The following is a 25,048-nucleotide window of genomic DNA, read 5'->3' on the forward strand; positions in this document are numbered from 1 at the left end:
CCCCGCGGGTGGGCGCGCTTTGTGGGTGGGGGTGTTGTTGGCCGCGCCCCCCCCCCCCCCCCCCCCCCCGCCACAAGTCAACGAGACCTCATCACCGAAGGGCAGCGGCTCGTCGTCCTGGCGCTGCACGACGAGGCGGCCTGCTTCGACGGCACCGACTGGCCGCAGATCGTCGCGCTGTACGACGTGCTGCTCCGGATCCAGCCGTCCCCGCTCGTCGCACTGAACCGGGCCGTGGCGGTGGCGATGCGCGACGGCCCGGGCGCGGGGCTCGCCCTCATGGACGATCTGTCCGGCGCCCCGGAACTGCGCCGCCACCACCTGTTCCACGCGGCGCGCGCGGACCTGCTGGGGCGCCTCGGCCGGACCGACGAGGCGGCCCAGCAGGTCGACGCCTACCGGGCCGCCGTCGCGCTCGCCGGCAACGAACCGGAGCGGGCCACGTTCGAGCGCGGGCTCGCCGGGCTCACCGGCCGCTGACCCGCGCCTCGCACAGGGCGGTCTGGACGGCTTTCTCCATGTCGGTGTCCTGGGCGTCCGGGCCGCCCGGGTCGAGGTTGACCATGACGGTCGCCTGCCTGCCGTCGGTGGTCGCGCCGGTGACCGTCTCGAATCCCAGCATGTCGCCGGTGTGGCCCCAGTAGAGGCCGCCGCAGGGCAGCGGCCTGCTCTCCAGGCCGAGACCGTAGGCGCGGCCGTCGGTGTTGCCGGTCGGGCGGGTCCGCATCATCTCCCGTAGCTGGGCCGGGTGCAGGAGGCGTCCGTCGAGCAGGGCGCCCATGAACCGGCCGAGGTCGGACGTGCTGGAGATCATCCCGCCGCCCGGTCCCGCGACCGACGGGTTCAGCTCGGTGACGTCCAGGAGCGGCGCGCCCTCGCCCGGCCGCACGTATCCGCGAGGATGCGGCCCGGGGATCGTCGGGTCGTCGAGCGGCGCGGACGTCGCGTCCAGGCCGAGCGGTTCGATGATGCGCCGGCGGATCTCGTCGCCGTACGGGTGGCGGGTCACGGCCTCGATGAGCAGGCCCGCCACCAGGTAGTTGGTGTTGGAGTACTTCCATTTCCGGCCGGGCTTGAAGACCCTGCGGTGGGTGAGGGCGAGGTCCACCATGGCGCGCAGGTCGTGGTGGGCGAGCGGGTCCTTGAGGATGTCCTGCGGGGTGACGTAGTCGAGGTAGTCCGGCAGGCCGCTGGTGTGCTGGAGCAGCTGCCGGACGGTGATGCGCCGCCCGTCGTTGCCGTGCCCGCGGATGACGCCGGGCAGGTACCGCTCGACCGGCGCGTCCAGGGCGACGTGGTGCTCGCCCACGAGCTGGAGCACGACCGTCGCGACGAACGGCTTGGTGACGCTGCCGATCCGGAAGCTGCTGTCGCGGGGGACGGGCGTGCGGTTCTGCACGTCCCCGACACCGCTGGTCAGCACCGTGCGGCCGTTCCGTCCCCGGACTTCCAGGAGCGCTCCGGGCGCGCCGTCGACGGTGGTCAGCCGTTCCAGGATCGCGGGCAGCCGGCTGCGGTCGGCTGCCGCGGCGGAATGCGCGGGCACGCCGGTGCCCGCCAGCGCGCCGACCGCCAGGCCGATGGCGAGTGCGCCGCCCAATGCACGCCTGTTCCGGATCACGTGATGCTCCTCCTGATCGTCGGGAGCCCTCACGCTAGGAATCGCGGTGCCGGACGCGCCTCACCCGCTGGAGCCAACGTCCGCGTGGCGCCGTGGACCGAGGATCAGTCCGTGTCGTAGACCGTGACGGGCACGTCGCGGCCGGTGAGTTCGGCGGTGACGAGCGGCTCGACGAGTTCCCAGCGTCCGCCGGCCAGGCCGCAGCCGATCCGGGGCATGTGGACGGACGCGCCGAGGCCGGCGGCCTCGGCGGCGAGCCGGTGCAGGCATTCCCGCACCGCCTCATAGCGGATCGGCGGGCCGGAGCTGCGGCTCGTCTTGAGACCGTGCTGGCCGATCATGTTCGCGACCCAGACGTCGGGCTTGACCTGGACGATCTGGACGGCGCCCAGCCCGAAGTCGTTGCGGGCGCGCTCGCGGTGCCACCGCCGGTACGCCGCCTCCGGCTCGGGCCACCGCCGCGAGACGGCCTCGACGAAGCCGCGGCCCCAGCCGCCGCGGTCGTTGCAGATGTGCGCGACGACCTTCGGCCCCTTGGCCTGGGGCGATGTCGCGTCGCCCTTGACGTACCGGATCCGCCCCATGATCGAGACGGTAGCCGCGCCCTCTGACAAACCCGGTCTAGGGTGGGGGCCATGAGCGACGCACCGCCGCACTCCGCGCACCACGGTCACGGGCACGGCCACGGTCATCATCACGGTGACGAGAACCAGGCCGACATGCTCGACCTCGGCGCGCAGGTCCTCGCCGAGCACATCGCCGGCATCACCGCCTGGCTGCCCGTCGAGGGGAGCCCGAGCCGCATCGTGGACCTCGGCTGCGGCACCGGGGCCGGGACGTTCGCGCTGCTCGCCCGGTATCCGCAGGCCCGCGTCACCGCCGTCGACTCTTCGGCGGAGCACCTCGACCGGCTGCGGGAGAAGGCCCGCGAGCACGGGGCGGCCGAGCGCGTGCGCGCCGTCCGGGCCGACCTCGACGCCGACTGGCCCGACCTCGGCGTGCCGGACCTGGTGTGGGCGTCGGCTTCGATGCACCACATGGCCGACCCGGAACGCGCGCTGCGCAAGGTCCGCGACATGCTCGCGCCGGGCGGCCTGTTCGCCCTCGTCGAACTGGCCGGCTTCCCTCGCTTCCTTCCGGACGACGCCCCGGCGGACCGGCCGGGCCTGGAAGGGCGGATCCTCGCCGTCGCCGACCGTCTCAGAGCCGAGCAGATGCCCTACCGCGGCGCCGACTGGGGGCCGCTGCTGACCGCCGCGGGCTTCACCCTGGCGGGCGAACGCGTCGTGACCGTGAACATCGAGGGTTCGCGCGACGAGGCCGTCGGACGCTACGCCCTGAGCAGCCTGCAAGGCATGCGTGACGCCATCGCCGGCGATCTCGCGTCCGAGGATCTCGCCGCGCTCGACCGGCTGCTCGACACCGGCGGGCCCGGCAGCATCCTGCGCCGCGACGACCTGGCCGTCCGCACCGAGCGCGCCGTCTGGGCCGCCCGCCGGACGCGCTGAAGCGCCCGGTCAGCCGGCGGTGGTGGGGTCGTTCAGCATGCCGGCCAGGGCGACGATCGCGTCCGCCCGCGGCTGGAAGGTGCCGATGGACGGCGCGTCGGTGTACCTGCAGATCAGGACGCCGGCGGAGATCTCCCAGGCGGGGGCGTCGCCGGCGAGCATCGCGCGCACAGCGCGGGCGTGAGCAGCCGCACCGCCTGGTGCTCGCCGAGCCCGCGGACGAGAAACCTCTTGTCGAAGTCGGCGTCACCGGTGCCGACTCCGCGGACCGGCATGAGGAACCCGCCGATCGCGGTCCGCTTCACGACCTTTCGGCGGGGCGGCCGGTTCGATCGGCGGAGTTGGCGGGTTCGGGTGACGGGGCGGGAGGCGTGCGCTACTGTGTTCGAATAGTCGAACAGAAGTTCGACTTGTTCGGACCCGCTCGCCCGGGAGGCGACATGGTGGCGACGGCGGCCCCACCTCTCAACGGCACCCCGCACCTCAACGACACGGCACATCCCCGCGCGCGGCACGCGGACGCGCCCGCCCGGCACGGCCGGCGCCACGAGCGCGCGACACGCCGCAGTGGTTTCTACCCAAATCTACGGCCGCAGCTATATCGCCTCATAGAGTCCGAGAGCGTGGACCCCGTGCGCAATCCCTATGCCCCAGGCGCCGGGCAGCGCCCCCCGGAGCTGGCCGGCCGCGACCGCGAGCTGCGGCAGTTCGAGGTGGTGCTGGAACGGGTGGCCCGCGGCCGCCCCGAGCGCAGCATGATCATCACCGGGCTGCGCGGCGTCGGCAAGACCGTGCTGCTCAACGCGTTCCGCTCGATGGCGATCCAGAAGCTCTGGGGCACCGGCAAGATCGAGGCCCGGCCCGACCAGTCGATCCGGCGGCCCGTCGCGTCCGCGCTGCACATGGCGGTGCGGGAGCTGGCGCCCCGGCACCGCGCGCCCGACCGGATCGAGGCGTTCCTCGGCGTGCTGAAGGCGTTCGCACAGGCCGGTCCGGAGCCGTCCGGCACCAAGGCGAAGGCGCGGGCGCACCGCTGGCAGCCGGGCATCGACGTGCCCGCCTCGCGCGGCCGCGCCGACTCCGGCGATCTGGAGATCGACCTCACCGAGCTGTTCGTGGACGCCGCGTCCGTCGCCACCGACGTCGGCGCCGGCATCGCGCTGTTCGTCGACGAGATGCAGGACGTCCCCGCCGACGACGTGTCCGCGCTGTGCGCCGCGTGCCACGAGCTGTCGCAGATCGGCGGCCCGCTGATCGTGGTCGGCGCGGGCCTGCCGCACCTGCCGGCGGTGCTGTCGGCGAGCAAGTCCTACTCCGAGCGGCTGTTCCGCTACGCGCGCATCGACCGGCTCGACCGCGAGTCCGCCGACGTCGCGCTGCTCGCGCCCGCCGAGCGGGAGGAGGTCACCTTCACCAAGGACGCCCTCGACGCGCTGTACGGCGCGGCCGACGGCTACCCCTACTTCGTGCAGGCGTACGCGAAGGTGGTGTGGGACGTCGCGCCCGACACCCCGATCACCGCCGAGGACATCCGGGTCGCCGCGCCGGAGGCGGAGAGCGAGCTCGCGGTCGGCTTCTTCGGCAGCCGCTACGAGCGTGCGACGCCGGCCGAGCGCGACTACATGCGCGCGATGGCGATGCTCGGCGACGACCCGGTGCCGACGGCGGCGGTCGCCGACGAGCTGGGCCGCAAGCCGTCCAGCCTGTCGCCCGCCCGCGACGGCCTGATCAAGAAGGGGCTGATCTACAGCGCGGAGCGCGGCATGGTCGCGTTCACGGTCCCGCACTTCGGCAAGTTCCTCCGCTCCCAGCCCGCCTGACCTGACGGTTCTCTACGGGTTTCTAGCGCGAACGCTAGAAGCCGTTATAAGGCTGCATCGGAGCGCGTCGTCCGGTGTCTATACAGCTTTCTAGGTGCAGTACTAGAAAGCTGTAGATTCTCCTGCCCCGCCTTCCGAGGTTTCTCTAAGTCTTTCTAGTATTTCTTCTAGGTACCTCTATAAAGACACAGAGGGTGCTGTCCGGCATCGCGGTGGTTACGCGGAGTTATCTGGGTATAGGGGCCGATGCGCCGGACCGGGCGCGAAAGGCCGATGTCGGGGGGCCACGATGGACGAGCAGGACCGCTACCGGGACCAAGATCCGGAGGACCTGTACTCGATTCGCGAAGAAGACGCCTACGCGCGCGGCGACGAGACGGAGTCGCGGGGCGCCGACGAGCCGCCGATGCGGCAGGAGCAGGGCGGCCAGGGCTACGGCCACGGCCCGCGCGGCTACCAGGACGAGCCCGGCTTCGGGGACGAGGAGTACTCCTCCGACATCGACGGCATGCACGACGAGGACGAGCTGTACGGCGACCAGCTCGACGACCTGCACGACCGCGACGACGAGACCGGCGAGGACCGGTGACGTGACGCGCGGCGGCCCTCTCCGCGAGGATTCTCTACCGCACTCTTGGACACGTCCAATATTCGGTTAGACGGTGGTCGTCACCGGCGCCGGGACGAGCGCCGCCCGGACCGTCCGGCCCCGTTCCGCCGTCGACACCGCGAACACGACCTCCTGGTCCCGCCCCTCGACGCTGGCCGGGTACACGACGAACCGCCAGCAGCCCTCCCGCCACACGTCCAGCGGGACCGCGCTCGTCACGGCGTTCTCGTGCTCCACCCATGCGGCGCTGTCGAAAAGCGTCGCGTACGTCTCGGCCACAGGACTGCGGCGCCGCTCGCACGGCGTCTCCGGGCGCCCGAGCCCGCGCGCGCGGGAGCGCCTGTCCAGCAGCTCCGGCAGCTCGGGGGACAGCGCCGCGAACAGCGCCAGCTCAAGGATCAGCACCGGCCCGACCTGTGTGCGCTCGTCCCGCAGCACGTCCAGGCCCGCCATGGGCGCGCCTAACGACGCTATGCCCGCACCGGTGAACAGCAGCGCGCGCGCCACGCTGCGGCGGCCGACCCGCTTGGCGCTGAGGCCGCCGAAGCAGCCGCACCCCGCGTCCGGCCGCCGCACGCGCAGCTCCCCCACCACCCAGGTCGCCGCCGCGAACGCCAGCGTCGTCGCCAGCCGCACCGAGAACTGGGAGGTCACCAGCAGCGCGAGCCCGAGCACGCCCTCGCCGACGCCGAGCCCGACGTTCAGCCCCCGGCTGTGCCGCAGCGCCGTCAGCCGCGCGAGCCCGGCGGGCACCGGCACACCGTGCACGTGGTCGGGCGCGTCCGCCACCCGCTCGCGGATCGTCAGCTTGGCCAGGCAGGCCACCAGCAGCACCAGCGCCAGCAGCAGCACCTGCGTGTTCTGGAACGTCACCATGACGGGCCCTCCCCGGCGCCGCCGGAACCGACGGCCGGGACGTCCGGCCGCGCGAGCACGTTGAAGCACCCGGCCTCCAGATCGCCGCCGAGCCCCACGAACGTCTCCGGGGTCAGCTCCACGATCCGGCCGCGCGGCGACGCCCCGCACTCCACGCACCGGTCGCAGAACCGGGCCGCCGCGCAGCCGCACTCCACCACCGGCACCCGCCCGGCGCGCCCGCTGCACTCGTTGTGCACCGTGATCTCGCTGCCGATCGACAGGAACGGGAACGCGACGCAGCCGGACGGGGCGCCCGCGCACCCGCCGCCGTCGCCCTCCGGATCGACCGCCGGGTACGCCGCGCCGCGCGGCACCGGCGGGCGCGCGAACCAGGTCGCCGTCCCGCGCAGCACCGCCGGCGCGGGCTCCGCCGCCTCCGGCCCGGCCAGGTCGTCGGCCCGGTAACCCGGCTGCGACGTGCCCGGACGCACCGCCTGCGGCCCGCCGGGGGAGCGCACGCAGATCACGTCGACGAGGTAGCCGGGCTCCAGCCGCGGATGCCGGACCAGCACCTGCTGGAGGGCGTGCGGGGGGATCGCCACATGGGCGCGCCCGCGATGGGGGCCCATGTCCACCTCCCAGGCGTCCCGCCCGCACGCCAGCAGGGTGCCGGCGACCCGGTCGGCATCGACCCAGATCCGGTCGATGCCGGGGCCGCCGGCCTTCGGCCGCACGATCGCCTCGCGCCCCGGCCGCAGCGCGGCGGGGCCCCCGCGCCCGCCGTGCCACACCGTGGTGTCCCCGCTCATCGCGAGCCGCAGCTCCGCGCCGTCCGCGTTCAGCACCAGCAGGTGCGGGCTCGCGTCCAGGATCGTCCCGGACAGCGCGCCGAGCGGCCGCGCGGCGTTCTCCGGCAGGCCGGCGCCCGGCTCCGGGGACGCGCCGAGCACGGCCTCCCGGAGACGGCGGCGCCTGGCTCCACGGCGGTGTGGCAACGGCATGGCGGCACTCCGGCTCGAAGGTCACGGGGCGGGACGTCTGTTAGGACGGCGAGTCAAGAGTTACGTGCGGTCCACGCTCTGTCGACGGATTTGTCGCGATAAGTCGATCGACGGGAGATGTTCAATCGACCTGGGATGAGGATTATTAACTGGTTGACCCGGATATGTACTTTAAGTAGGACCGGAATTACGATCAACCTGAGATCGTCAACTGTACCGGGAACCGGCGTGGTCAAGATCCACTGGCCCGCCGGGTCCACGACCCCTGGTTCACGGTGGTGACGGTGAACAGCACGCGGCACGAGGAGTTCCGCGCCTACGTGGCGGACCGCGGACCCACCCTCCTGCGCGCCGCCATGCGCCTGACCAGCGACCGGGCCGAAGCCGAGGACCTGCTGCAGGCCGCGCTCGCCAAGACCTACCTCGCCTGGGACCGCATCCACGACCGCGCCGCCGTCGACGGCTACGTCCGGCGCGCCATGGCCAACACGCAGATCTCATGGTGGCGCCGGAAAAAGCTGGATATCTACCCCACGGACCAAGTTCCCGACCGCCCGGTGGACGATCACACCCGGCGCGCCGAAATGCGCGACGCCCTCGGCCGCGCCCTCGGCCGGCTCCCCGAACGGCAGCGCCTCACGGTCATGCTCCGCTATTACGAGGACATGTCCGAAGCGGAGATCGCCGACGTCCTCGGCGTCAGCGTCGGCACGGTCAAGAGCACCGTCTCCCGCGCCATGGCCCGCCTCCGCGACGACGACGCCCTGGGCGACGACTTCCCCGGCATCCCGCGCCAGCCCAGGGGGGCGACCCCTTGGAACCCCCGTCACGACTGACGGGCTGTTTCCCCGCTCCGCTGGCGCTCCGCGGCGACACAGCCTGTTGGTCGCCGGGCAGGCCCGCTGCGCTCGCTGCACTCGCTCCGCGTGCCTGCCCGTGCCCGGGGCCGGCGTTCAAGCCGCTGGGGGCGGGGCTCTGGGCAAACGGAAGGTGGTGGGCTAGAACGGAGGTCCGCGGGTAGGGCGCAGCGAGCCGGAGGTGTGCCGTGTGGAGCACCATGCAGGACTTTCCGCTGACCATCACCACGATCATGCGGTACGGCACGCAGGTGTGCGGCTCCGCGGAGATCGCGACGTGGACCGGGGACGGGGCGCGGCGCCGGAGCTACGCGGAGGTCGGTGAGCGCGCCGCCCGGCTCGCCGGGGCGCTGCGCGGGCTCGGGGTGGACGGCGACCAGCGCGTCGCGACGTTCATGTGGAACAACGCCGAGCATCTGGAGGCGTATCTCGCGGTCCCGTCGATGGGGGCCGTGCTGCACACGCTGAACCTGCGGCTGTTCCCCGACCAGCTCGTGTACATCGCGAACCACGCTGAGGACCGCGTCGTCATCGTGGACGGGTCGCTGATCCCGTTGCTCGCGCCGGTGCTGCCGCAGATGAAGACCGTCCGGCACGTCATGGTGGTGGGTGAGGGGGACACGGCGCCGCTGGAGGCGGCGGGCAAGGAGCCGCACTCGTACGAGGAGCTGCTCGCCGCCGCGCCGCCGGAGTTCGACTGGCCGGAGATCGACGAGCGCGCGGCGGCGGCCATGTGCTACACGAGCGGCACCACGGGCAACCCGAAGGGCGTCGCGTACTCGCACCGGTCCGCGTACCTGCACTCGATGGCGGTGTGCACCGGGAACGCGCTCGGGATGAGCGGCGCCGACGTGGTGCTGCCGGTGGTCCCGATGTTCCACGCGAACGCGTGGGGCCTGCCGTACGCGGCGATGATGGCGGGCGCGGCACTGGTGATGCCGGACCGGTTCCTGCAGGCCGAGCCGCTGGTGAAGCTGATCGAGGCGGAGCGTCCGACGATCGCGGGCGCCGTCCCGACGATCTGGTCGGACGTGCTGCGGTACACGAAGGAGCACGGGTCGGACCTCAGCTCGCTGCGGCTCGTCCCGTGCGGCGGGTCGGCGGTGCCGGAGGCGCTGATGCGCGGGTTCGACGAGATCGGCGTGCGGATCGTGCAGGCGTGGGGGATGACGGAGACGTCGCCGGTCGCGACGATGGCGCACGCGCCGGCCGGCGCGGAGGGGGAGCGGGCCTGGCGGGCGCGGATCACCCAGGGGCGGGTGCTGGCCGGGCTGGAGATCCGGGTGGTCGGGGACGGGGACGTGGTGCTGCCGAACGACGGGGAGGCCGTCGGCGAGGTGGAGATCCGCGGCCCGTGGATCACCGGCGCCTACTATCGCGACGAGGACCCCGGCAGGTTCCACGACGGGTGGCTGCGCACCGGCGACGTCGGCAACCTCTCCCCCGACGGGTACATGGTCCTGACCGACCGGGCGAAGGACGTCATCAAGTCGGGCGGCGAGTGGATCTCCTCGGTGGAGCTGGAGAACCACCTGATGGCGCACCCGGACGTGATCGAGGCGGCGGTCGTCGGGGTCCCGGACGACCGCTGGCAGGAGCGCCCGCTGGCGTCCGTGGTCGTCCGGGACGGCGCGTCGGTCACGGCGGCGCGGCTCAGGGAGTTCCTCACCGACCGGGTGCCGAAGTGGCAGCTCCCGGAGCGCTGGGCGTTCATCGCCGAAGTCCCCAAGACGAGCGTCGGGAAGTTCGACAAGAAGGTGCTGCGCCGCCGCTATGCGGAGGGCGGGCTGGAGGTCGAGCGCGTCGATTGAGCGATCGCGTCCTCCCAGGAGCGCAGGAACGCCGCGTACCCGCGGGCGAACGCGTCGAGGTCGTGCGCGCCGGCGGCGGTGAGGGCCGTCAGGTCGTAGCCGACCTCGGCGGTGCTGCCGCCGTCCGGGTGCGGGGCGATGGCGACGGTGACGGTCCCGGCGCGGTGGCCGGGGGTGACGCGGGCGTAGGAGACGCGGCGTCCGGGGTCGCGGGCGAGGACGACCCAGGTCGTCCGTTCGTCGCCGTGGACGGTCTCGAACACCGTTCCCGGTTCGGTGTCGTCGGCGGCGCCGGCGGGGAAGGCGGGCCGCCAGCCGTCCACCCAGCGTTCCTCGCCGCGCGGCGTGAACAGGGTGAACGCCTCGGCGGGCGGCAGCGGGACCCGGACGGTTCCGGTGAGCCGGCGCCTCATCGGGGGTCCCCGTCCTCGGTGAGGGCGTGCGCGTCGGCGGCGGTGAGCGTCAGCCCGTAGACGGACTTGAGCTGCCGGATCTTGCCGAGCGTCTCGGCGGAGAAGGGGGCGCTGCCGTCGAAGGCGTGCAGGGCGATGCCCTCGACGAGGTCGCCGAGGGAGATGTCGAGGTACTCGGCGAGCCCCTTGAGCACCTTCAGCACGTTCCGTTCGATCCGCAGGCCGGTCTGGACGCGGTCAACTGGTACCATGGTACCAAGATAATACGGTCTGACCTATTTCTGACGCTCGGTCATGAACAAAGTGGTCACGCAGGGGTGCGGGTACTTGAGCACTCGGTCACCGGAATCGGCTATTTCGGGGGATCGAGTGGTGTCGACCGGCCCGAGGGGTGTATGCAAGGTGGGCTGATTGTCCGGACGGCCCCTGTGGGGCGGACTTCCATGCCGGTGCCGGGGAGCGTGAATGCCCAGGTTGTCCCCCTCCGAAGACGCGGCGGACCGGAAACTGGTCCAGGGTCTGAACGAAGGCGACGAAGCGGCCCTTGGCACGCTCTATGACGAGTACGGTGAGCGCCTTTACGACTACGCTTTGTCAATGACGGGGGACGAGAAGACCGCAGCCGGCATCGTCCACGACACCTTCATCGACGCGTGCCGCCGCGCTCCGCGGATGCGCGACCATCTGCACCTGAGTTCCTGGCTTTACGGCGCGGCGCGGCGCCGCTGCATCCGCCGCGGACGTCCCAAGCACCTGTACTGGGACCGGGACGCCGAGTTCACCGAGACCCCGTTCTTGGAGCGTGCCGACGCCGGCGACGTGTCCGGCTGGCCGCCGTCCGCCCGGCTGCACGACCTGCTGGACGTCGCGCTCGCCGCGCTGGACCCGGTCGACCAGGAGGCCCTGCTGCTGGCGTTCCGGCACGACCTGCCGCCCGCGCGGCTCGGCGCCGCGCTCGGCATGTCGGCGCGCCGCGCCGCCGCCCGGGTCCGGATGGCCGCTGCCGCGATGGAGACCGTGCTCGCCGCCGAGGCGGCCCAGGCCGCCCGCTCCTGCGGGTCCAAGGCCTGCGCCGCACCGCCCGCGCAGGCGGCGGAGCCGGACGCCGAGGAGCCCGCCGAGGAGGCCCGGCCCACCGCCGTGGCCGTCCTCGCGGCCCGCACCCCGCCGGAGCGGCCGCCGGCGCCCGAAGCCGCCCAGGCCGAGGACGGCCCGGAGGAGGCTGCGTCCGGTGCCGTCCGCGCGGAGCCGAGGCGCGGACCGCTGTCGATCGCGCTGTGGCAGACGTTCCACCGCCGCGGCGAGACCGGCGCGGACACCGCCGCCGCCGACCCGTCCGTCGCCGAGCACGTCGCGGACTGCCCGGCCTGCCTGGCCCGGGCGAGGGTCCGCGCCGCGCCGCTGCTGCGCCGGGCGCCCGCGCCGGTGCTGCCCGCGGCGCTGCGGCACCGCGTCATGCACACCGCGACCGACCCCGAGCTGGCCGGCTACCGCGCGGACATCGCCGCGCGCGGCGGCTCGCTCACCCCCGAGGGCCTGCCGAGCCAGCCGGACGTGCCGTCGCCGTTCACCCGGCGGTGGCTGCTCACCGGCGGCGGGATGGTGGGCGCGCTGGTCACGGCGGTCGTCGCGGCGCTCATCATGGGCCCCGGGATCGGCGGCGACACGCTGTCGTGGCCGCCGTTCCTGAACCAGCCGTCGATCAAGCACGAGGGCGGGCACGGCGGCGGCAAGGAGCACGGCGGGCACCGGTCCGGTACGCCCGGCGGGTCCGGCGGCACGTCCGGCGTGCCGGGCGGCGCGTCCGGCGCGCCCGTCCAGCCGCAGAACGGCGAGAAGGACCCGTCGCCGTCCGCGACGTCCGCGCCGCCGTCGCCCGCGCCGACCACCCCGAAGCCGCCCGCGCGGCCGGGCGTGCTCGTGGTGAACCCGGGCACGGTCGAGATGTACGGCACCAAGACCGCGCAGGTCAGCCTGTCCGCCCGGAACGGTCCGGTGACCTGGACGGCGATGACGTCCGACGGCGAGCTGGTGCTGTCGCAGATGCAGGGCGGGGTCGCCAAGGGCGGGACGGCGCACGTGACGGTCACGCTGCGGACCGCGCTCATCGGGCTGCCCGGGCAGGGCACGCTGACCTTCACCGACTCCGAGGGCGCCGCGCACACGGTCACCGTCAAGTGGGGCGTCTCGCTGCTGTGACCCGCGCCCCGGGCCCGCGCGATCTTCAGCCGGCGGGGCGGTCCTCGCCGGCGAGATGGTCCCTGATCGTTTCGAGGTGCTCGCCCAGCGCGGCCTGCACGCGGGCCTCCATCGCCCGCGCGATGAGCGGGTCGACGACCATCTTCACCAGCGGCCGCATCCGCCGCACCACCGCGGCGACCTCGGTGACCTCCTCGCGGCCCGGCTGGTCCTCGAGCCGGGCGAAGACGTGCTCCTGGACGAGCCCGACGAACCGTCCCGCGATCACGTCCACGTCGTCGCGGATCCGCTCGGCGATGTCGAGCACCGCGTCCAGCGGGATGCCCGCCGCGACCAGCTCGGCGCCGACGTGCAGGAGGCGGGGGCTCGGCACGCGGAACTTGTCGCCGTCCGGTTCGATGAGGCCGAGCGCGACGGTCCGCTCGCGGATGCGCTCCCGCTCCGCCTCGTCCAGGCCGGTGCCGAAGATCGCGATCAGCTCGTCGTAGGAGACGGTGCCGGGGATCTCGTCCGACCAGGGGTCGGTGAGCACCTTCTCCAGGCCGAGGACGTCGCCGACGTCCTTGCCGGTCTCCCACGCCGTCAGCAGGTCCTTGATGACCGCGAAGGTGTAGCCGCGGCCGAGGAGCTGGCCGATCAGCCGCAGCCGGGCCAGGTGGGAGTCGTCGTACAGGCCGACCCGGCCCGCGAGGCGCGGCGGCGGCAGCAGCCCCCGGTCCTGGTAGGCGCGGATGTTGCGCACGGTGCTCCCGGCGGCCCGCGCCAGGTCGTCGATTCGGTACTCGGCCATGCCTCGCCTGCCGGTTGTGTCCGTCTTGACCGCCGCGATCTTACTCCGCCATCATTGTGACATTGATCAATGGGACATAGAGGGGAAGTCCATGACGGACCCCGGCGGACCCCCGGACATCGAGGAGACCCTCCTCGGCGGCCCCCTGCGCTACACCCGCAAGGACGTCGAGGCCCTCTCCGGCGTCCCCGACGCGTACGCGCGCCGCATCTGGCAGGCCCTGGGCTTCCCCATCCCGCCCGACGACGAGGTCGCCTTCACCGACGGCGACGTCACCGCCCTCCGCGAGATCAACGAGGTGCTCGGCCACGACCTCGTCGACGAGGACACCGTCCTGCAGCTCGTCCGCGCCGTCGGCCAGACGATGGGACGGCTCGCGAGCTGGCTCGGCGACGTCTGGCTGCAGCGGCTCAGCGCGCTGCCCGCCGACCAGCCCGTCACGCCCGACCTGGTCAGCGCCGCGCTCGCCGCCACCGAGGAGCTGCGGCCCGCGTTCGAGCGGCTGCTGCTGCACGGCTGGCGCCGCCAGCTCACCGCCGCCGGCCTGCGCGCCGCCGCCGTCACGGCGGGCGCCGCCCCGAACGACCCGGCCGCCGGCCTCGCCCACCTCGCGGTCGGGTTCGCCGACGTCGTGTCCTTCACCCGGCTCAGCCGCAGCCTCGACGCCGACGCGCTCGCCGCGTTCGTCGAGCGGTTCGAGTCCGCGGCGGCGGAGATCGTCGCGGACCTCGGCGGGCGCGTCGTCAAGACCCTCGGCGATGAGGTGCTCTTCGTCGCGACCGACCCGTCCGCCGCCGCCGAGATCGGGCTGCGCGCCGCCGAGCGCTTCAACGCGGACCCCGACATCCCCAAGGTCCGCGTCGGCCTGGCGTACGGCGAGGTCATCCAGCGGCTCGGCGACGTCTTCGGCACCCCGGTCAACCTCGCCGCCCGCCTCACCGCGACCGCCTACCCCGGCACCGTCCTGATCGACGGCGAGCTGGCGTCGGCGCTGCCCAGCGCCGGCCGCTTCGACATCTCCTCGCTCCGCCCCCGCCCGCTGCAGGGCCTGGGACGGGTCCGGCCGCGGCTGCTGCGCCGCGCGACCGGCGATCGGCGCTGATCAGCGAGCGGCGTCGAGGTTGGTGGTGACCCTGCGCAGCGTCTCGCGGAGCGCGACGAGTTCCTGGACGTCCAGGCCGGTCGCCTCCAGGATGCGGTTCGGGACGTCCGCCGCGCGCGCCCTGAGCGCGGCGCCCTGCCCGGTCAGGTGCACCGACACCGAGCGCTCGTCCTCGCGGCTGCGGCGCCGCTCCACCAGACCCGCCGCCTCCAGGCGCTTGAGCAGCGGCGACAGGGTCCCCGAGTCGAGCCGCAGGCGCTCGCCCAGCCGCTTGACCGTCGGGCCGTCCGCCTCCCACAGCGCGAGCATCACCAGGTACTGCGGGTACGTCAGCCCGAGGCCGTGCAGCTCCGCCCGGTAGAGCGCGTCGAAGGCCCGGGACGTGGTGTGCAGCGCGAAGCACACCTGGTGGTCGAGCCGCATCAGGTCGCCGTCGGGGATCCCGGTCATGCCCGCCAGTCTACGTTTGCGTCCATTGAGTTGGCCGCAACCGGAACTCCGGAGGGGACCGGGACTCAGCGGGCGTCCAGCCGCGGCGCCAGCTCGAACGCCGCGAACACCCGAGCGTCCTGGAAGACGACGATGCGCGCCAGCCCCTCGGGCCGCACCGTGAAGACCTGCAGCGTGTGGAGCACGAAACCGCCGTCGTCGTCCCGGTGGTAGGCGGCGACGGCGGGCTGCTCGTTCGCCGCCGTCCGCACCATCCGCCACTCGGTGGCGCACGTCGCGAAGAGCCGCTCCATGAACCGGCCACAGGCGTCCCTGCCGAGGTACCAGAGCGGGACCGGCGGCATCTCCAGCACCGCGTCCTCCGTCAGCAGCGCCACGAGCCCCGCCACGTCGGCGGCCTCGAACGCCCGGACGTAGCGGTCCACGACCGCGTCGACCGCGTCGACCGCGTCGACCGCGCCGCCGTCCCGCTCGGCGGCGTCGTCCCGCACCGGGGACGCCGGCTCCAGCCCGTTCCGCGCCCGCCGCAGCGCCTCGTCCACCGCCGCCGGGGACGTCTCCAGCAGCTCGGCGACCTCCGCCGCCGGAAAATCCAGCACGTCGCGCAGGATCAGCACCGCCCGCTGCTCCGGCGGCAGCGCCTGCATCGCCGCGATCAGCGCCAGCCGCAGGCTCCCCCGCCGGACGTCCCGCTCCGCCGCATCGCCGAGCAGCGCGTCCGGGAACGGCTGCAGCCACGGCACGTCCAGCGACGGCGCGAGCGGCGCGTGCGGGTCGTCGCATGGACCGCGCAGGCCGGACGGCAGCGGCCGCCGCGACCGTCCCTCCAGCGCCGTCAGGCACGCGTTCGTGGCGATCCGGTACAGCCATGTCCGGACGGACGCGCGGCCCTCGTCGTAGCGGTCGCGGGCCCGCCACGCGCGCAGCATCGTCTCCCGGACCAGGTCCTCGGCCTCGTGGACGGCGCCGAGCATCCGGTAGCAGTGCACCAGCAGCTCGCCCCGGTAGGGCTCCAGGCGGGCCGCGAAATCCTGGTCCATCAGCCGGACGAGCCGGACGCCGGCGGGTCGGCGAAGATGCCCTCGAGCAGGCCGGTGGCCTGGCCGACCTCGATGAGATAGCCGTCGGGGTCGCGCATGTAGCAGCGGATCTCGGCCTTGCGGTCCAGCGGTTCGGTGAGGAACTCGACGCCCTTGGCCTTGGCGTCCGCATAGAAGGCGTTGATGTCGGCCACCCGGACGTTCAGGAAAGTCGACACCGGGTCGCCCGGCGAGGGCGGCGCAAGGACGATGTCCGGCTTGTCCGGTGTCGGTCCGCCGCCCGGGTTCATGATGATCCAGCTGTTCGCCACCTTCACGGTGGCGGGGTTCTCCTCCAGGACCACCTCGCCGCCCAGGACGTCCACATAGAAGTCCCTGGAGGCGGCGACGTCCCGGACGGTCAGGAAGTGCGTCAGCACCAGCCCCTCGGCCGGCGCGGGGAAACCACCTTGGCCGGGCATCCCGGCTCCCTTCTCTCGTCGCCGTCCGCTACACCCGGTACGGGGCCCAGCGGTTCGGGTCGTCCTCCAGCGCCCCGCGGTCCCAGTCGCCGAGGTCGGCGGCGGCCTCGTAGGTGCTCTGCAGGAACGCCAGGAGGGTGCGGTCCGGGTCGTCGGCCGCGGCCACCGCCTCGTACGGCAGCAGGAACTGCCCGTTCTCGCGGCTGTAGAACGCCGCGTCCGGCATGACGGGACGATCGGCGAATCCCGGGGGCTCCGGGTAGGCGTAGGCGTAGAAGGCGCCCTCGTCGAGCCCTGGCCAGAACCCGCAGCTGCTCAGCTCCCGCGAGTACCCCTCGACCATCACCCAGTCCCCGCAGTTCGGCGCGCCGCCCGGATGAGGGGGCGCCGCGCGCCCGGAGAACCGGGTGCAGGCGAGGTCCATGGCGCCCCAGAAGAAGTGCACCGGGCTCACCTTGCCGACGAAACGGGACCGGAACTCGCCCATCACCCGGTTCGCCTGGAGCAGCTGCCGCCAGAACAGGTGCGCCGCCTCGGCGTCGTAGGACGCGTGCTGGTGGTCGTCGGCGAACGGGATCGACGGCTCCACCTCGTTCGGCCGCGCCTGGATCTCCGTCTCGATCCCGAGCCCGACGAGGTGGTCCATCGTCTCGGCGTAGAAGTCGGCGACCGGCTTCGGTTCGAGAGCCACCCGGCGCTCCTCGCCGCTGCTGGAGCGGATGCGCAGCACGTCCGCGACGAAGTCGAACTCCATGTCGAACGCGCCGGCCGCGTACGGGACCGCCGAGGTGATGAGCCCGCGCGGGCTCACGTACAGCGTGACCTGCCACCAGTGGTTGACCAGCGGCGCGTGCGCCATCCGGATCTTCCCGACGATCTGCGTCCACATGTGCAGGGTGTCCCGCGTGCGGGTCCAGTCCGCGACGCGCAGCCGCGGCCACGCTCCCTGCCTGTGCACCCTCACTGGAGTCCCCCTCGCGCGCACACGTCCGCGGGCGCCGGGGGACCGCCCGTCTCCTACGGTCGCCCCCTACCCCGCGTCCCTTGCGGCAACCGCCCGGCCACCGGTGGAACGCCGCTGGCATGACCGGCCGGTCAGGTGGCCGCCCGGACCCTTCAGACGGGCCGGGACCGGCGGCGGCGCAGCAGCCGGAACAGGCAGCCGCCGGCGGCCAGCGCGGACGCGAAGGCGGCCGGCGCGGCGGCGAGCAGCCACAGGCCCGTCCGCCACGTCCCCTGCAGCAGGTAGGCCACCGCGAACAGCAGCAGGACGAACGTCAGCGCCGTGAGCAGTCCGGTCGCCGCGCCCGCGAGGGCGATCAGCACGGTGCGGGCGAGGGCCCTGCCGACGGCCGCCCGCCGGGCTCGCGGCCTGGGCGGGGAGGCGTGCGGCCGGAGCGCGGCGGGCGACCCCGGCGTCCCCGGCGGACGGGGCGGCGCGAGATGCGCGACGGCGGCGGCCGGACCGGCGGCGGCCCGCGCGCGCGGACCCCGGCGCTCCCCTCGGTATCGGGCCTCCGGTGCCGTGTTCCGCTGCGGCTCGCTGTTCATCGTCTTTCTTCGTCGCGTCGATGTCGACCGTCGAGTCTTCCAGGGACCCCGCGCCGGGCCGACGACCCGCGGAGACCGCGGCGTTTCCCGGCGGGCGCCGCAAGCACCGCAAAATCCCTCTTTTCCCTGCTGTTCAGATTTCGGGCTTTCTGTGGAAGATGTCCGAAACGAGAAGAATGAATGATCGGCTCGCCGCCGGGTATGGAGCAGCCACCATGGGCCTGACCGCGGAGAGCCGGGCCGACCCGGTGCACACCGATCTCGTCGTCGTCACGCTGACCGGCGAGGTCGACGTGGCCACGGCCGGCCGCCTGCGCGACCATCTGGCCGCGCTGATCGCCCGCGGCGCCCGCCACCTGGTCCTCGACTTCACCGGCGTCGCGTTCATCGACTCCAGCGGGCTCAGCGTCGTCGCCGGGATCCACCGGCTGCTCTGCTCGGCCGAGCACACCGGCTCCGGCGAGGACGGCCGCGCCCCGGGCACGCTGGCCCTGGCCGGGGTGAACGTGCGGATCCGCGAAGTCCTGCGCACCACCGGGTTCACCCGGTTCGTGCCGATCTACTCCGCGGTGGAGCCCGCCGTCGCCGTGCACCGGACCACGGTGCCGCCCACCGGCTCCTGACCGGCGCGGCGCCTGCTCACCCGGGCGGCGGGGCCGCGAGCGCTTCGTCCAGGGTCGGGCGGACCGGCAGCCGCCGGGCGAAATGCGTGACCTGCAGCAGGTACAGCACCTCGCCGCTCAGCGGCCCGGCGAGCACCGCGCTGCCGCCGCGGCCCTCGGCGGACAGGTAGAAGCGCAGCAGCAGGCTGAGCCCCGCCGAGTCCAGGAACCGCAGGCCGCTGAGGTCGAGCACGACGTGCTCGCCGTGCTCGCGGCGCAGCGCCCGCATCCGCTGCTCGGCGTGCTGGACGGTGTTCACGCCGAGTTCCCCGGCCAGCGCGATCACGGCCCGGCCGGCCACGGTGCGGCCCGCCACGGCGCACTCGGACATCCGCCGCCTCCCAGTTCTTCCGGACGGTGCACGGCGAAACTCTTCAAAGTGGCACGTTCCGGGAGGGTACCCGGCGCACGTCGCCGCTAGACCGGTCAGCGGGCTAAGTACTCGTCAACAATGGCGGCGCCCGGGATCAGTGCAGGCTGAGCGGGGTCTCGGACGTCACGCGGGTCAGCTTCTCGGGGTTGCGGACGTAGTAGAGCCCGGTGATCCGGCCGTCCTCCACGCGGGCCGCCATGACGCCGTCGAGCTCCCCGTCCAGCCGCAGGACGAGCGCCGGACCGCCGTTGACGACGGTGTGCTCGGTGGTGATCGTCTCCTTGGTCCGGCCGGTGCCGCCGACGATGTAGCGGGCGACCTTCGAGACCCCGACGATCGGCCGCGGCCCGGCCTGCTTGACGCCGCCGCCGTCGCCGATCAGCACCACCTCGGGCGCGAGGACGTCCAGCAGGCCCTGCAGGTCGCCGGTGTCGAGCGCGCGCTTGAACGAGTCCAGCACCGCCCGGGTCTCGCTCGCCGAGACCGTCTCCCGGGGGCGGCGGGCGTCGACGTGCCGGCGGGCGCGGTAGGCGATCTGCCGGACGGCCGCGGGGCTCTTGCCGACCGCCGCCGCGATCTCCTCGTAGCCGAAGTCGAACGCCTCGCGCAGCACGAACACGGCGCGCTCGGTCGGCGACAGCGTCTCCAGCACGAGCATCAGCGCCATCGACATGCTCTCGGCGAGGACGGCGTCCTCGGCCACGTCCGGCGCGGTGAGCAGCGGTTCCGGCAGCCAGGGGCCGACATAGGACTCCTTGCGGCGGGTCATCGTGCGCAGCCGGTTGAGCGCCTGCCGGGTCGCGATCCGGACGAGGTAGGCGCGCGCGTCCCGCACCTGGCCGAGGTCGACCTTCACCCACCGCAGCCACGTCTCCTGGAGGACGTCCTCGGTGTCGGTCGCGCTGCCGAGCATCTCGTAGACGACGGTGAAGAGGAGGTTGCGGTGCGTGACGAAGGCCTCGGTCGCCGGATCGGTCCCGGCCGCCTCGGCGTGGTCGGCCGGGCCGGTGGCGTGGTCGTCGGTCATGTCCGTGTCTCCGTGTCTGCGTCGTCTCCGTGTCCGCGTCGCGCGGGGCCGGTCACTTCGATCCGGGCAGGCCCGTGGCGCCGAGTCCGGTGCGGGCGCTGAACCGGGCGCCGCGGACGACCCCTTCCTTCGTCATCGCGGCGGCCCGTCCGGCGAGGAACCGGCGGCGCGGGCTGTCGTCGCGGTGCGAGGGCTGGATCACGCCGTCGCGCCGGCCGAGGCTGATGCACGTGGCGACGTAGTCCACCGTGTACCGCTTGAGCGGGCGGCCCTGGATCATCCGGGCGACCGTGTCGGCGGCGTGCGCCCCCTGCGGCTCCGCCGTCTGGCAGGACATGCGCGACCCGGGGACGGCGGCGCAGTCGCCGGCGACGACGATGCGCGGGTCGCCGGTGCTGCGCAGGTGCTCGTCGACGAGGGCGCGGCCCCGCTCGTCGACCTCCAGGCCGCTGCGCGCGGCGAGGTCGGGGACCGCGCCGATGACGGCCCACAGGACGAGGTCCGAGGCGAGCCGTCCGCCGGACCCCAGCAGGACCTCGCCGTCCTCCCGCACCTGCGTCACCGTGTCGTCCACCATCGACACATTCAACCGTTCCAGGCCGGTCCGCACGCGTGCGCGGGCCCGCTCCGAGAGGGACGCGGCGAAGTCCCGGCCGACGAGCCGGACCGTCAGGCCGGGGCGGGCGTGGGCGATCTCGGCGGCGGTCTCGATGCCGGTCGGCCCGGCGCCGACGACGGTCACCGCCGCGCCCTCCGGCAGGGCCGCCAGCGCCGCGCGGGCCTCCTGCGCCCCTTCCCACGTCCCGACCGGGACGGTGCCGGGCAGCGGCGACAGCGTGCTCCCGACGGCGAGGACCAGGTAGTCGAAGTCGAGGGACTCGCCGCCGCCGAGCACCACGCACCCGTCGCCGATCTTCTCGACGGCGGCCTGCCGGGTGCGGATCCCGGCGCGGAGCATGTCCGCCAGCGGGGTCGCCGCCCGGCCGGTCCCGGCGAGCTGCTGGTGCAGCCGCACCCGCTCGACGAAGTCGGGCCGCGGGTTCACCACGGTGATCTCCGCGCCCGGCACCTTCTTCGCCAGCCGGTTCGCCGCGAGCGTCCCGGCGTACCCCGCTCCAGCCACGATCACCTTCATGTCCGCCTCCTCCATGTGGATGGGTCTGCCCACAAGACACCGCGGAGGCGCCGCGCATAACAGCGTCGCAGGTAAGGTGCGTCACACCGCCGAGACGAGGTCGGGCGCCGTCCGCGAACGGCGGTGGCCGAGGGCCCGGTCGAGGAGCGCGGCGGGGACGACCGCGGCGGCGAGAGCCGCGCCGATCCAGCAGACGGCGGTGATGCCCGCGCCCGCGTTCAGCGCGGCGCCGGCGAGCGCCGGTACGAGGCTGATGCCGAGCTGGAACGCCGAGACGGTCGTGGCGCCGGCGTCCGGCCCGGGACCGCGAACCGACAACATCTGTTGCCGTTTCCGGGACGCGGGAGGTGTGCAATGGGACGATGACCGAGCACTCACCGCAGGCCCCCGCCGCCATCGCCGACACGCTGGCCCAGGTCGGCCCGCGCCTCAAGCGCGTCCGGACGCGGCGCGGCGTGAGCCTCGCCGCGCTGTCGGAGGCCACCGGCATCTCCAAGAGCACGCTGTCCAGGCTCGAGACGGGACAGCGCCGCCCGAGCCTGGAACTGCTGCTGCCGATCGCGCAGGCCCACCAGGTGCCGCTGGACGAGCTGGTCGGCGCGCCGCAGGTCGGCGACCCGCGGGTGCGCGCCAAGCCCCTCGTCCGCAACGGCCGCACGGTGATCCCGCTGACCCCGCATCCGGGTCCGATCCAGGCCTGGAAGTCGATCATCCCGGCGGACCAGAACACCCCCGACCCGTGCACGCACGAGGGCTACGAGTGGCTGTACGTGCTGTCCGGGCGGCTGCGGCTCGTCCTCGCTGACCACGACCTCGTCATGGGGCCGGGCGAGGCCGCCGAGTTCGACACCCGCCTGCCGCACTGGTTCGGCCCGGCCGGCGACTCACCCGTGGAGGTGCTCAACCTGTTCGGCCGGCAGGGGGAGCGCGTCCACATCCGCGCCCGGCCGCGCGGCCGGGGCGCGGACCGGTGACGGCTCCGCGCCCGCCGCGGCGATCGCGGCGATCATCGCGCGGGCCTTCACCAGGATCTCGGCGAACTCCTCCTCCGGGTCCGACAGCGCGACGATCGCGCCGCCCACGTTGAAGGAGGCGCCGCCGGGCGCGGCGACGATCGTCCGGTTGACGACGCTGAGCTCGCACGCGCCGCTGAGCGAGAACCAGCCGAGCGCCCCGGAGTAGACGCCCCGGGGCCGCCCCTCCAGCCGGTCGATGATCTCCATCGTGCGGACCTTCGGCGCGCCCGTCATCGATCCCGGCGGGAACGCGGCGCGCGCGCACCCGACCGCCGTCACCCCCTCGCGGAGCCGACCCTCGACCGTCGACACCAGATGGTGGACGGGCGCGAACGACTCGACGTCGAACAGCTTCGGCACGCGCACGGAGCCGACGGCGCAGACGGTGTTCAGGTCGTTGCGGACGAGGTCCACGATCATGAGGTTCTCGGCGCGGTCCTTCTCGCTGCCCGCCAGCTCGCGGCGGAGCGCCGCGTCCCGTTCCGGGGTGGCGCCGCGCGGACGCGTGCCCTTGATCGGCTTGGACCGCGCCAGCCCGCCCGCCGTGACGGCCAGGAACTGCTCCGGCGACGCGCTGAGCACCGCGACGCCGGGGAAGTCCAGCAGCGCGCCGTACGGTACGGGGCTGACCCGCCGGAGGTGCGCGAACGTGGCGGCGGGGTCGACGGCGGCACGGGCGGTCGCGGTGTTGGACAGGCAGATCTCGTACGACTCCCCGTCGCGGATCTCGTCGAGGCACTCGCCGATCAGGCCGAGGTAAGTGTCCCGGTCGTGGTGCAGCTCCACGGGCGGCTCCGCCGTGCCGTCGCCGGTCAGCGGCCTGATCGCGGTCTCCGGTCCGTCCGGAAGGTCGCGGACGAGCCCGGCGGTCGCGGCGAACCACGCGGCCACCTCCGGGTCGTCGGCCCGGCGGCTGAGACGCAGCAGGTAGGACGCGCCTTCCGCGTGGTCGATGACGAGGGCCCGGTCGGCGAACACCATCGCGGCGTCCGGGGTGGGCGAGGCGTGCGCGGCGGCGCCGCCCGTCTCGGCCTTCAGCTCGTATCCGAGGTAGCCGACGTACCCGAGGCGGAACCCGAACGGGAGATCGCCGTCCTCGGGCATGGCCCGCCGGGCCACCTCGCGTTCCAGGTAGTCGAAGAACGAGCCGGCCGCGTGCTCGGACACCGCCCCGCGCCCGTCGACCCGGACTCGCCCATCGCCGACCCGGTACGTCACCAGCTCGCCGAGCGGCCCGGCACCGTCGCCCATGATCGTGAACCGGGACGTGCCCTCCGCGTGCGTGCCGCTGTCCAGCCAGAACGCGCCGGGCCGTCCCGCGAACACCGTCCGGTAGGCCGCTTCGGGATCGGGCGCCGCCGCCATCCGGTGGACGTGCAGCCGGTACGGTCCGGAGCCGTGGTTTGCGCGCGTCAGGTCGCGGAAGTTGGCCAGCAGCTCGCGGCCGTGCCCGGTGCGGACGGACTCGGGATGGAACTGGATCCCCCAGATCGGCGCCGAGCGGTGCCGCACCCCCATCAGCACGCCGTCGTCGGACCACGCCACGGCCTCCAGCTCGTCGGGCAGCGCGGTGACGGCCAGCGAGTGGTACCGGACGACCGGCATCGGCGACGGCAGCCCCGCGAAGAGGCCCTCACCGGTGTGGACGACCTGCGACACCCGCCCGTGCACGGGCTCCGGCGCGTGCTCGACCTTGCCGCCGAGCCGGTGGCAGATGGCCTGGTGCCCGAGGCACACGCCGAGCAGCGGCAGCGCCCACTCGTCGATGACCCGGGCGCCGATGCCGATGTCGCGGTCGCGATCGGGACGTCCCGGCCCGGGGGAGATCACCACGTTGTCGTAGTCGGCGGCCGACAGCCCCGCCCAGTCGGCGTCGTTGCGGACGACGGTCGGCGGACGGCCGTTCACCTCGCCGAGCAGCTGGTACAGGTTGAAGGTGAAGGAGTCGTAGTTGTCGATCAGAAGTGTTCGCATCGGCGTCCGCTCCCGGGCGTCGTCATGGATCGCCCAGGCGCACGGCTGCCGTGTCGGGCCGCTCCCCGGTGGTGCTCCACCCTAGGCGCCAGTCACGGCCCGCCCACACTGTAACCGCGCGCCGGTCATCCGGGCCGCAGGCCCCGGAGGGTGCGGTCGAGCACGGCGCCGACCTCGGCGCGCGCCGAGGCCTGGTCGGCGGCGCGCGCGATGACGAGGCTCGCCTCGATGATCATCGCGACGATCAGCCGGGCGAGCACCTCCGCCGGCTGCCGGTCCAGCTCGCCGGCGTCCATCGCCCGCTCCAGCCACTCGGTGAGCAGCCGCAGCCCGTGCCGCTCGGCGAGGTCGTTCCAGGCGTCGGCGCCGAGCACGATAGGGCCCTCGACGAGCACGAGGCGCTGGAAGTCGCTGTCGACGCAGGTGTCGAGGAACGCGGCGAGGCCGTCGCGGATCTGGTCCAGCGGGCCGCCCGCCGCCGGCCGGTCGAGCTGCTGGCGGATCAGCCGCTCGGCCAGCTCCGCGCCGACCTGCTCGACCACCGCGCCGAACAGCGCGGCCTTGTCGCGGAAGTGGTGGTAGAGCGCGCCGCGGGTGACGCGGGCGGCGGCGACGACGTCCTCGGTGCCGGTGGCGGCGTAGCCGCGCTCGGCGAACAGCGCGCGGGCGGCGGACAGCAGGGCGGCGCGGGTGTCGGCGGCGTGCTGGGCGCGTCGGGACGGCGTCATACCGCCGAACCTATATTGACATACAGCCGCCATGTTTCATA

Annotated in this window: 28 protein-coding genes, 1 pseudogene and 1 riboswitch; of the genes and pseudogenes, 10 read left to right on the forward strand and 19 right to left on the reverse strand. The window is 73.7% G+C overall.

The genetic code is table 11. From position 1 onward, the window contains the following. Nucleotides 1-480: pseudogene (locus tag F8568_RS14255) on the forward strand (hypothetical protein); the annotation flags it as partial. Here F8568_RS14255 and F8568_RS14260 read toward each other — a convergent pair. Next, nucleotides 467-1,621 (reverse strand): serine hydrolase domain-containing protein, encoded by a 1,155-nt coding sequence (locus F8568_RS14260; protein ID WP_151593994.1) that lies wholly within the window; start codon nucleotides 1,619-1,621, stop codon nucleotides 467-469. The pseudogene F8568_RS14255 and the gene F8568_RS14260 overlap by 14 nt on opposite strands. Before the next feature lie 104 nt (nucleotides 1,622-1,725). After that, complete coding sequence (locus F8568_RS14265) at nucleotides 1,726-2,205, reverse strand: macro domain-containing protein (RefSeq protein WP_151593995.1); 480 nt, start codon at nucleotides 2,203-2,205, stop codon at nucleotides 1,726-1,728. A 51-nt stretch (nucleotides 2,206-2,256) separates the two neighbouring features. Here F8568_RS14265 and F8568_RS14270 point away from each other — a divergent pair, with 51 nt between their 5' ends. Then, nucleotides 2,257-3,129 carry a class I SAM-dependent methyltransferase gene (locus tag F8568_RS14270; RefSeq protein ID WP_151593996.1) on the forward strand — a complete coding sequence of 291 codons (873 nt, stop codon included), beginning with the start codon at nucleotides 2,257-2,259 and terminating at the stop codon, nucleotides 3,127-3,129. A gap of 9 nt (nucleotides 3,130-3,138) precedes the next feature. Here the strand turns inward: F8568_RS14270 and F8568_RS14275 are convergent, their stop codons facing one another. Continuing rightward, complete coding sequence (locus F8568_RS14275) at nucleotides 3,139-3,300, reverse strand: hypothetical protein (protein ID WP_160573615.1); 162 nt, start codon at nucleotides 3,298-3,300, stop codon at nucleotides 3,139-3,141. Between the two features lie 461 nt (nucleotides 3,301-3,761). Between F8568_RS14275 and F8568_RS14280 the strand changes: the two genes are divergently transcribed. Then, nucleotides 3,762-4,949, forward strand: a complete 1,188-nt coding sequence (locus tag F8568_RS14280) for an ATP-binding protein (protein ID WP_225992025.1) — start codon at nucleotides 3,762-3,764, stop codon at nucleotides 4,947-4,949. A gap of 289 nt (nucleotides 4,950-5,238) precedes the next feature. After that, nucleotides 5,239-5,538: a hypothetical protein gene (locus tag F8568_RS14285; RefSeq protein ID WP_151593997.1), complete on the forward strand. Its 300-nt coding sequence runs from the start codon at nucleotides 5,239-5,241 to the stop codon at nucleotides 5,536-5,538. Between the two features lie 66 nt (nucleotides 5,539-5,604). Here F8568_RS14285 and F8568_RS14290 read toward each other — a convergent pair whose 3' ends face one another. Continuing rightward, nucleotides 5,605-6,435: a MauE/DoxX family redox-associated membrane protein gene (locus F8568_RS14290; RefSeq protein WP_151593998.1), complete on the reverse strand. Its 831-nt coding sequence runs from the start codon at nucleotides 6,433-6,435 to the stop codon at nucleotides 5,605-5,607. Beyond that, nucleotides 6,429-7,418, reverse strand: a complete 990-nt coding sequence (locus F8568_RS14295; RefSeq protein ID WP_151593999.1) for a hypothetical protein — start codon at nucleotides 7,416-7,418, stop codon at nucleotides 6,429-6,431. Before F8568_RS14295 ends, F8568_RS14290 begins: the two co-directional genes overlap by 7 nt. A 284-nt stretch (nucleotides 7,419-7,702) precedes the next feature. Between F8568_RS14295 and F8568_RS14300 the strand changes: the two genes are divergently transcribed. Together F8568_RS14300 and F8568_RS14305 are read left to right on the forward strand one after the other, a co-directional pair. Beyond that, the gene (locus F8568_RS14300; RefSeq protein WP_151594000.1) at nucleotides 7,703-8,254 is read left to right on the forward strand and encodes a SigE family RNA polymerase sigma factor; all 552 of its coding nucleotides are present in this window, start codon (nucleotides 7,703-7,705) and stop codon (nucleotides 8,252-8,254) included. Between the two features lie 221 nt (nucleotides 8,255-8,475). Further along, the gene (locus F8568_RS14305; protein ID WP_202124923.1) at nucleotides 8,476-10,086 is read left to right on the forward strand and encodes a long-chain fatty acid--CoA ligase; all 1,611 of its coding nucleotides are present in this window, start codon (nucleotides 8,476-8,478) and stop codon (nucleotides 10,084-10,086) included. On the opposite strand, the gene F8568_RS14310 is transcribed toward F8568_RS14305, so the two are convergent. Continuing rightward, nucleotides 10,047-10,499, reverse strand: coding sequence for an SRPBCC family protein (locus F8568_RS14310; RefSeq protein ID WP_151594002.1), 453 nt, complete (start codon nucleotides 10,497-10,499; stop codon nucleotides 10,047-10,049). The two genes, F8568_RS14305 and F8568_RS14310, sit on opposite strands and share 40 nt — an antisense overlap. Continuing rightward, on the reverse strand, nucleotides 10,496-10,750 hold the full coding sequence (locus tag F8568_RS14315; protein WP_151594003.1) for a hypothetical protein: 255 nt from the start codon (nucleotides 10,748-10,750) through the stop codon (nucleotides 10,496-10,498). Before F8568_RS14315 ends, F8568_RS14310 begins: the two co-directional genes overlap by 4 nt. Before the next feature lie 214 nt (nucleotides 10,751-10,964). Between F8568_RS14315 and F8568_RS14320 the strand changes: the two genes are divergently transcribed. Next, nucleotides 10,965-12,698, forward strand: coding sequence for an RNA polymerase sigma factor (locus F8568_RS14320; RefSeq protein WP_151594004.1), 1,734 nt, complete (start codon nucleotides 10,965-10,967; stop codon nucleotides 12,696-12,698). 25 nt (nucleotides 12,699-12,723) lie between these two features. Here the strand turns inward: F8568_RS14320 and F8568_RS14325 are convergent, their stop codons facing one another. Next, nucleotides 12,724-13,488, reverse strand: a complete 765-nt coding sequence (locus tag F8568_RS14325) for a MerR family transcriptional regulator (RefSeq protein WP_151594005.1) — start codon at nucleotides 13,486-13,488, stop codon at nucleotides 12,724-12,726. Nucleotides 13,489-13,579: 91 nt separating this feature from the next. Between F8568_RS14325 and F8568_RS14330 the strand changes: the two genes are divergently transcribed. Further along, complete coding sequence (locus tag F8568_RS14330; RefSeq protein ID WP_151594006.1) at nucleotides 13,580-14,590, forward strand: adenylate/guanylate cyclase domain-containing protein; 1,011 nt, start codon at nucleotides 13,580-13,582, stop codon at nucleotides 14,588-14,590. Here F8568_RS14330 and F8568_RS14335 read toward each other — a convergent pair whose 3' ends face one another. The 5 genes from F8568_RS14335 to F8568_RS14355 all read right to left on the reverse strand — a co-directional run bounded on the left by F8568_RS14335 (nucleotide 14,591) and on the right by F8568_RS14355 (nucleotide 18,092). Further along, a complete protein-coding gene (locus tag F8568_RS14335) occupies nucleotides 14,591-15,040 on the reverse strand; it encodes a MarR family winged helix-turn-helix transcriptional regulator (protein ID WP_151594007.1) in 450 nt (149 codons plus the stop codon). Nucleotides 15,041-15,105: 65 nt separating this feature from the next. Continuing rightward, nucleotides 15,106-16,080, reverse strand: coding sequence for an RNA polymerase subunit sigma-70 (locus F8568_RS14340; RefSeq protein ID WP_151594008.1), 975 nt, complete (start codon nucleotides 16,078-16,080; stop codon nucleotides 15,106-15,108). Beyond that, the gene (locus F8568_RS14345) at nucleotides 16,080-16,541 is read right to left on the reverse strand and encodes a VOC family protein (RefSeq protein WP_151594009.1); all 462 of its coding nucleotides are present in this window, start codon (nucleotides 16,539-16,541) and stop codon (nucleotides 16,080-16,082) included. The genes F8568_RS14340 and F8568_RS14345 overlap by 1 nt, the downstream gene beginning before the upstream one ends. 28 nt (nucleotides 16,542-16,569) lie before the next feature. Next, nucleotides 16,570-17,505, reverse strand: a complete 936-nt coding sequence (locus F8568_RS14350; RefSeq protein WP_151594010.1) for a DUF5996 family protein — start codon at nucleotides 17,503-17,505, stop codon at nucleotides 16,570-16,572. Nucleotides 17,506-17,657: 152 nt separating this feature from the next. Continuing rightward, nucleotides 17,658-18,092, reverse strand: coding sequence for a hypothetical protein (locus tag F8568_RS14355; RefSeq protein WP_151594011.1), 435 nt, complete (start codon nucleotides 18,090-18,092; stop codon nucleotides 17,658-17,660). Between the two features lie 215 nt (nucleotides 18,093-18,307). Here F8568_RS14355 and F8568_RS14360 point away from each other — a divergent pair, with 215 nt between their 5' ends. Then, nucleotides 18,308-18,715, forward strand: coding sequence for an STAS domain-containing protein (locus tag F8568_RS14360; RefSeq protein ID WP_160573616.1), 408 nt, complete (start codon nucleotides 18,308-18,310; stop codon nucleotides 18,713-18,715). Nucleotides 18,716-18,731: 16 nt separating this feature from the next. On the opposite strand, the gene F8568_RS14365 is transcribed toward F8568_RS14360, so the two are convergent. From F8568_RS14365 to F8568_RS14380, 4 genes are all read right to left on the reverse strand, one after another. Then, nucleotides 18,732-19,085, reverse strand: a complete 354-nt coding sequence (locus tag F8568_RS14365) for an STAS domain-containing protein (protein WP_151594013.1) — start codon at nucleotides 19,083-19,085, stop codon at nucleotides 18,732-18,734. 136 nt (nucleotides 19,086-19,221) lie between these two features. Beyond that, entirely contained in the window at nucleotides 19,222-20,154 is a 933-nt protein-coding gene (locus F8568_RS14370) for an RNA polymerase sigma-70 factor (RefSeq protein WP_151594014.1), read from the reverse strand. Nucleotides 20,155-20,206: 52 nt separating this feature from the next. Beyond that, nucleotides 20,207-21,289, reverse strand: coding sequence for an NAD(P)/FAD-dependent oxidoreductase (locus F8568_RS14375; RefSeq protein ID WP_151594015.1), 1,083 nt, complete (start codon nucleotides 21,287-21,289; stop codon nucleotides 20,207-20,209). An 81-nt stretch (nucleotides 21,290-21,370) separates the two neighbouring features. Beyond that, a complete protein-coding gene (locus F8568_RS14380; RefSeq protein ID WP_202124924.1) occupies nucleotides 21,371-21,610 on the reverse strand; it encodes a hypothetical protein in 240 nt (79 codons plus the stop codon). Between the two features lie 41 nt (nucleotides 21,611-21,651). Between F8568_RS14380 and F8568_RS14385 the strand changes: the two genes are divergently transcribed. After that, nucleotides 21,652-22,263, forward strand: a complete 612-nt coding sequence (locus F8568_RS14385) for a helix-turn-helix domain-containing protein (RefSeq protein WP_151594016.1) — start codon at nucleotides 21,652-21,654, stop codon at nucleotides 22,261-22,263. Here F8568_RS14385 and pabB read toward each other — a convergent pair. Next, on the reverse strand, nucleotides 22,174-24,279 hold the full coding sequence (gene pabB / locus F8568_RS14390; protein WP_151594017.1) for an aminodeoxychorismate synthase component I: 2,106 nt from the start codon (nucleotides 24,277-24,279) through the stop codon (nucleotides 22,174-22,176). The two genes, F8568_RS14385 and pabB, sit on opposite strands and share 90 nt — an antisense overlap. Before the next feature lie 24 nt (nucleotides 24,280-24,303). Continuing rightward, a riboswitch (ZMP/ZTP riboswitch) is annotated at nucleotides 24,304-24,385 on the reverse strand. A 19-nt stretch (nucleotides 24,386-24,404) separates the two neighbouring features. Next, nucleotides 24,405-25,007, reverse strand: a complete 603-nt coding sequence (locus tag F8568_RS14395) for a TetR/AcrR family transcriptional regulator (protein WP_151594018.1) — start codon at nucleotides 25,005-25,007, stop codon at nucleotides 24,405-24,407. Nucleotides 25,008-25,048 lie beyond the last annotated feature (41 nt).

It is taken from the genome of Actinomadura physcomitrii (assembly GCF_008923205.2).
GTDB lineage: Bacteria > Actinomycetota > Actinomycetes > Streptosporangiales > Streptosporangiaceae > Spirillospora > Spirillospora physcomitrii.

Excerpts from the sequence above, each read along its gene's own strand:
- F8568_RS14265 (WP_151593995.1), bottom strand. The coding sequence starts at position 2,205 with ATGGGGCGGATCCGGTACGTCAAGGGCGACGCGACATCGCCCCAGGCC.
- F8568_RS14270 (WP_151593996.1), top strand. The coding sequence starts at position 2,257 with ATGAGCGACGCACCGCCGCACTCCGCGCACCACGGTCACGGGCACGGC.
- F8568_RS14285 (WP_151593997.1), top strand. The coding sequence starts at position 5,239 with ATGGACGAGCAGGACCGCTACCGGGACCAAGATCCGGAGGACCTGTAC.
- F8568_RS14290 (WP_151593998.1), bottom strand. The coding sequence starts at position 6,435 with ATGGTGACGTTCCAGAACACGCAGGTGCTGCTGCTGGCGCTGGTGCTG.
- F8568_RS14295 (WP_151593999.1), bottom strand. The coding sequence starts at position 7,418 with ATGCCGTTGCCACACCGCCGTGGAGCCAGGCGCCGCCGTCTCCGGGAG.
- F8568_RS14305 (WP_202124923.1), top strand. The coding sequence starts at position 8,476 with ATGCAGGACTTTCCGCTGACCATCACCACGATCATGCGGTACGGCACG.
- F8568_RS14310 (WP_151594002.1), bottom strand. The coding sequence starts at position 10,499 with ATGAGGCGCCGGCTCACCGGAACCGTCCGGGTCCCGCTGCCGCCCGCC.
- F8568_RS14315 (WP_151594003.1), bottom strand. The coding sequence starts at position 10,750 with ATGGTACCAGTTGACCGCGTCCAGACCGGCCTGCGGATCGAACGGAAC.
- F8568_RS14320 (WP_151594004.1), top strand. The coding sequence starts at position 10,965 with ATGCCCAGGTTGTCCCCCTCCGAAGACGCGGCGGACCGGAAACTGGTC.
- F8568_RS14325 (WP_151594005.1), bottom strand. The coding sequence starts at position 13,488 with ATGGCCGAGTACCGAATCGACGACCTGGCGCGGGCCGCCGGGAGCACC.
- F8568_RS14330 (WP_151594006.1), top strand. The coding sequence starts at position 13,580 with ATGACGGACCCCGGCGGACCCCCGGACATCGAGGAGACCCTCCTCGGC.
- F8568_RS14335 (WP_151594007.1), bottom strand. The coding sequence starts at position 15,040 with ATGACCGGGATCCCCGACGGCGACCTGATGCGGCTCGACCACCAGGTG.
- F8568_RS14340 (WP_151594008.1), bottom strand. The coding sequence starts at position 16,080 with ATGGACCAGGATTTCGCGGCCCGCCTGGAGCCCTACCGGGGCGAGCTG.
- F8568_RS14345 (WP_151594009.1), bottom strand. The coding sequence starts at position 16,541 with ATGCCCGGCCAAGGTGGTTTCCCCGCGCCGGCCGAGGGGCTGGTGCTG.
- F8568_RS14355 (WP_151594011.1), bottom strand. The coding sequence starts at position 18,092 with ATGAACAGCGAGCCGCAGCGGAACACGGCACCGGAGGCCCGATACCGA.
- F8568_RS14360 (WP_160573616.1), top strand. The coding sequence starts at position 18,308 with ATGGGCCTGACCGCGGAGAGCCGGGCCGACCCGGTGCACACCGATCTC.
- F8568_RS14365 (WP_151594013.1), bottom strand. The coding sequence starts at position 19,085 with ATGTCCGAGTGCGCCGTGGCGGGCCGCACCGTGGCCGGCCGGGCCGTG.
- F8568_RS14370 (WP_151594014.1), bottom strand. The coding sequence starts at position 20,154 with ATGACCGACGACCACGCCACCGGCCCGGCCGACCACGCCGAGGCGGCC.
- F8568_RS14375 (WP_151594015.1), bottom strand. The coding sequence starts at position 21,289 with ATGAAGGTGATCGTGGCTGGAGCGGGGTACGCCGGGACGCTCGCGGCG.
- F8568_RS14380 (WP_202124924.1), bottom strand. The coding sequence starts at position 21,610 with ATGTTGTCGGTTCGCGGTCCCGGGCCGGACGCCGGCGCCACGACCGTC.
- F8568_RS14385 (WP_151594016.1), top strand. The coding sequence starts at position 21,652 with ATGACCGAGCACTCACCGCAGGCCCCCGCCGCCATCGCCGACACGCTG.
- pabB (WP_151594017.1), bottom strand. The coding sequence starts at position 24,279 with ATGCGAACACTTCTGATCGACAACTACGACTCCTTCACCTTCAACCTG.
- F8568_RS14395 (WP_151594018.1), bottom strand. The coding sequence starts at position 25,007 with ATGACGCCGTCCCGACGCGCCCAGCACGCCGCCGACACCCGCGCCGCC.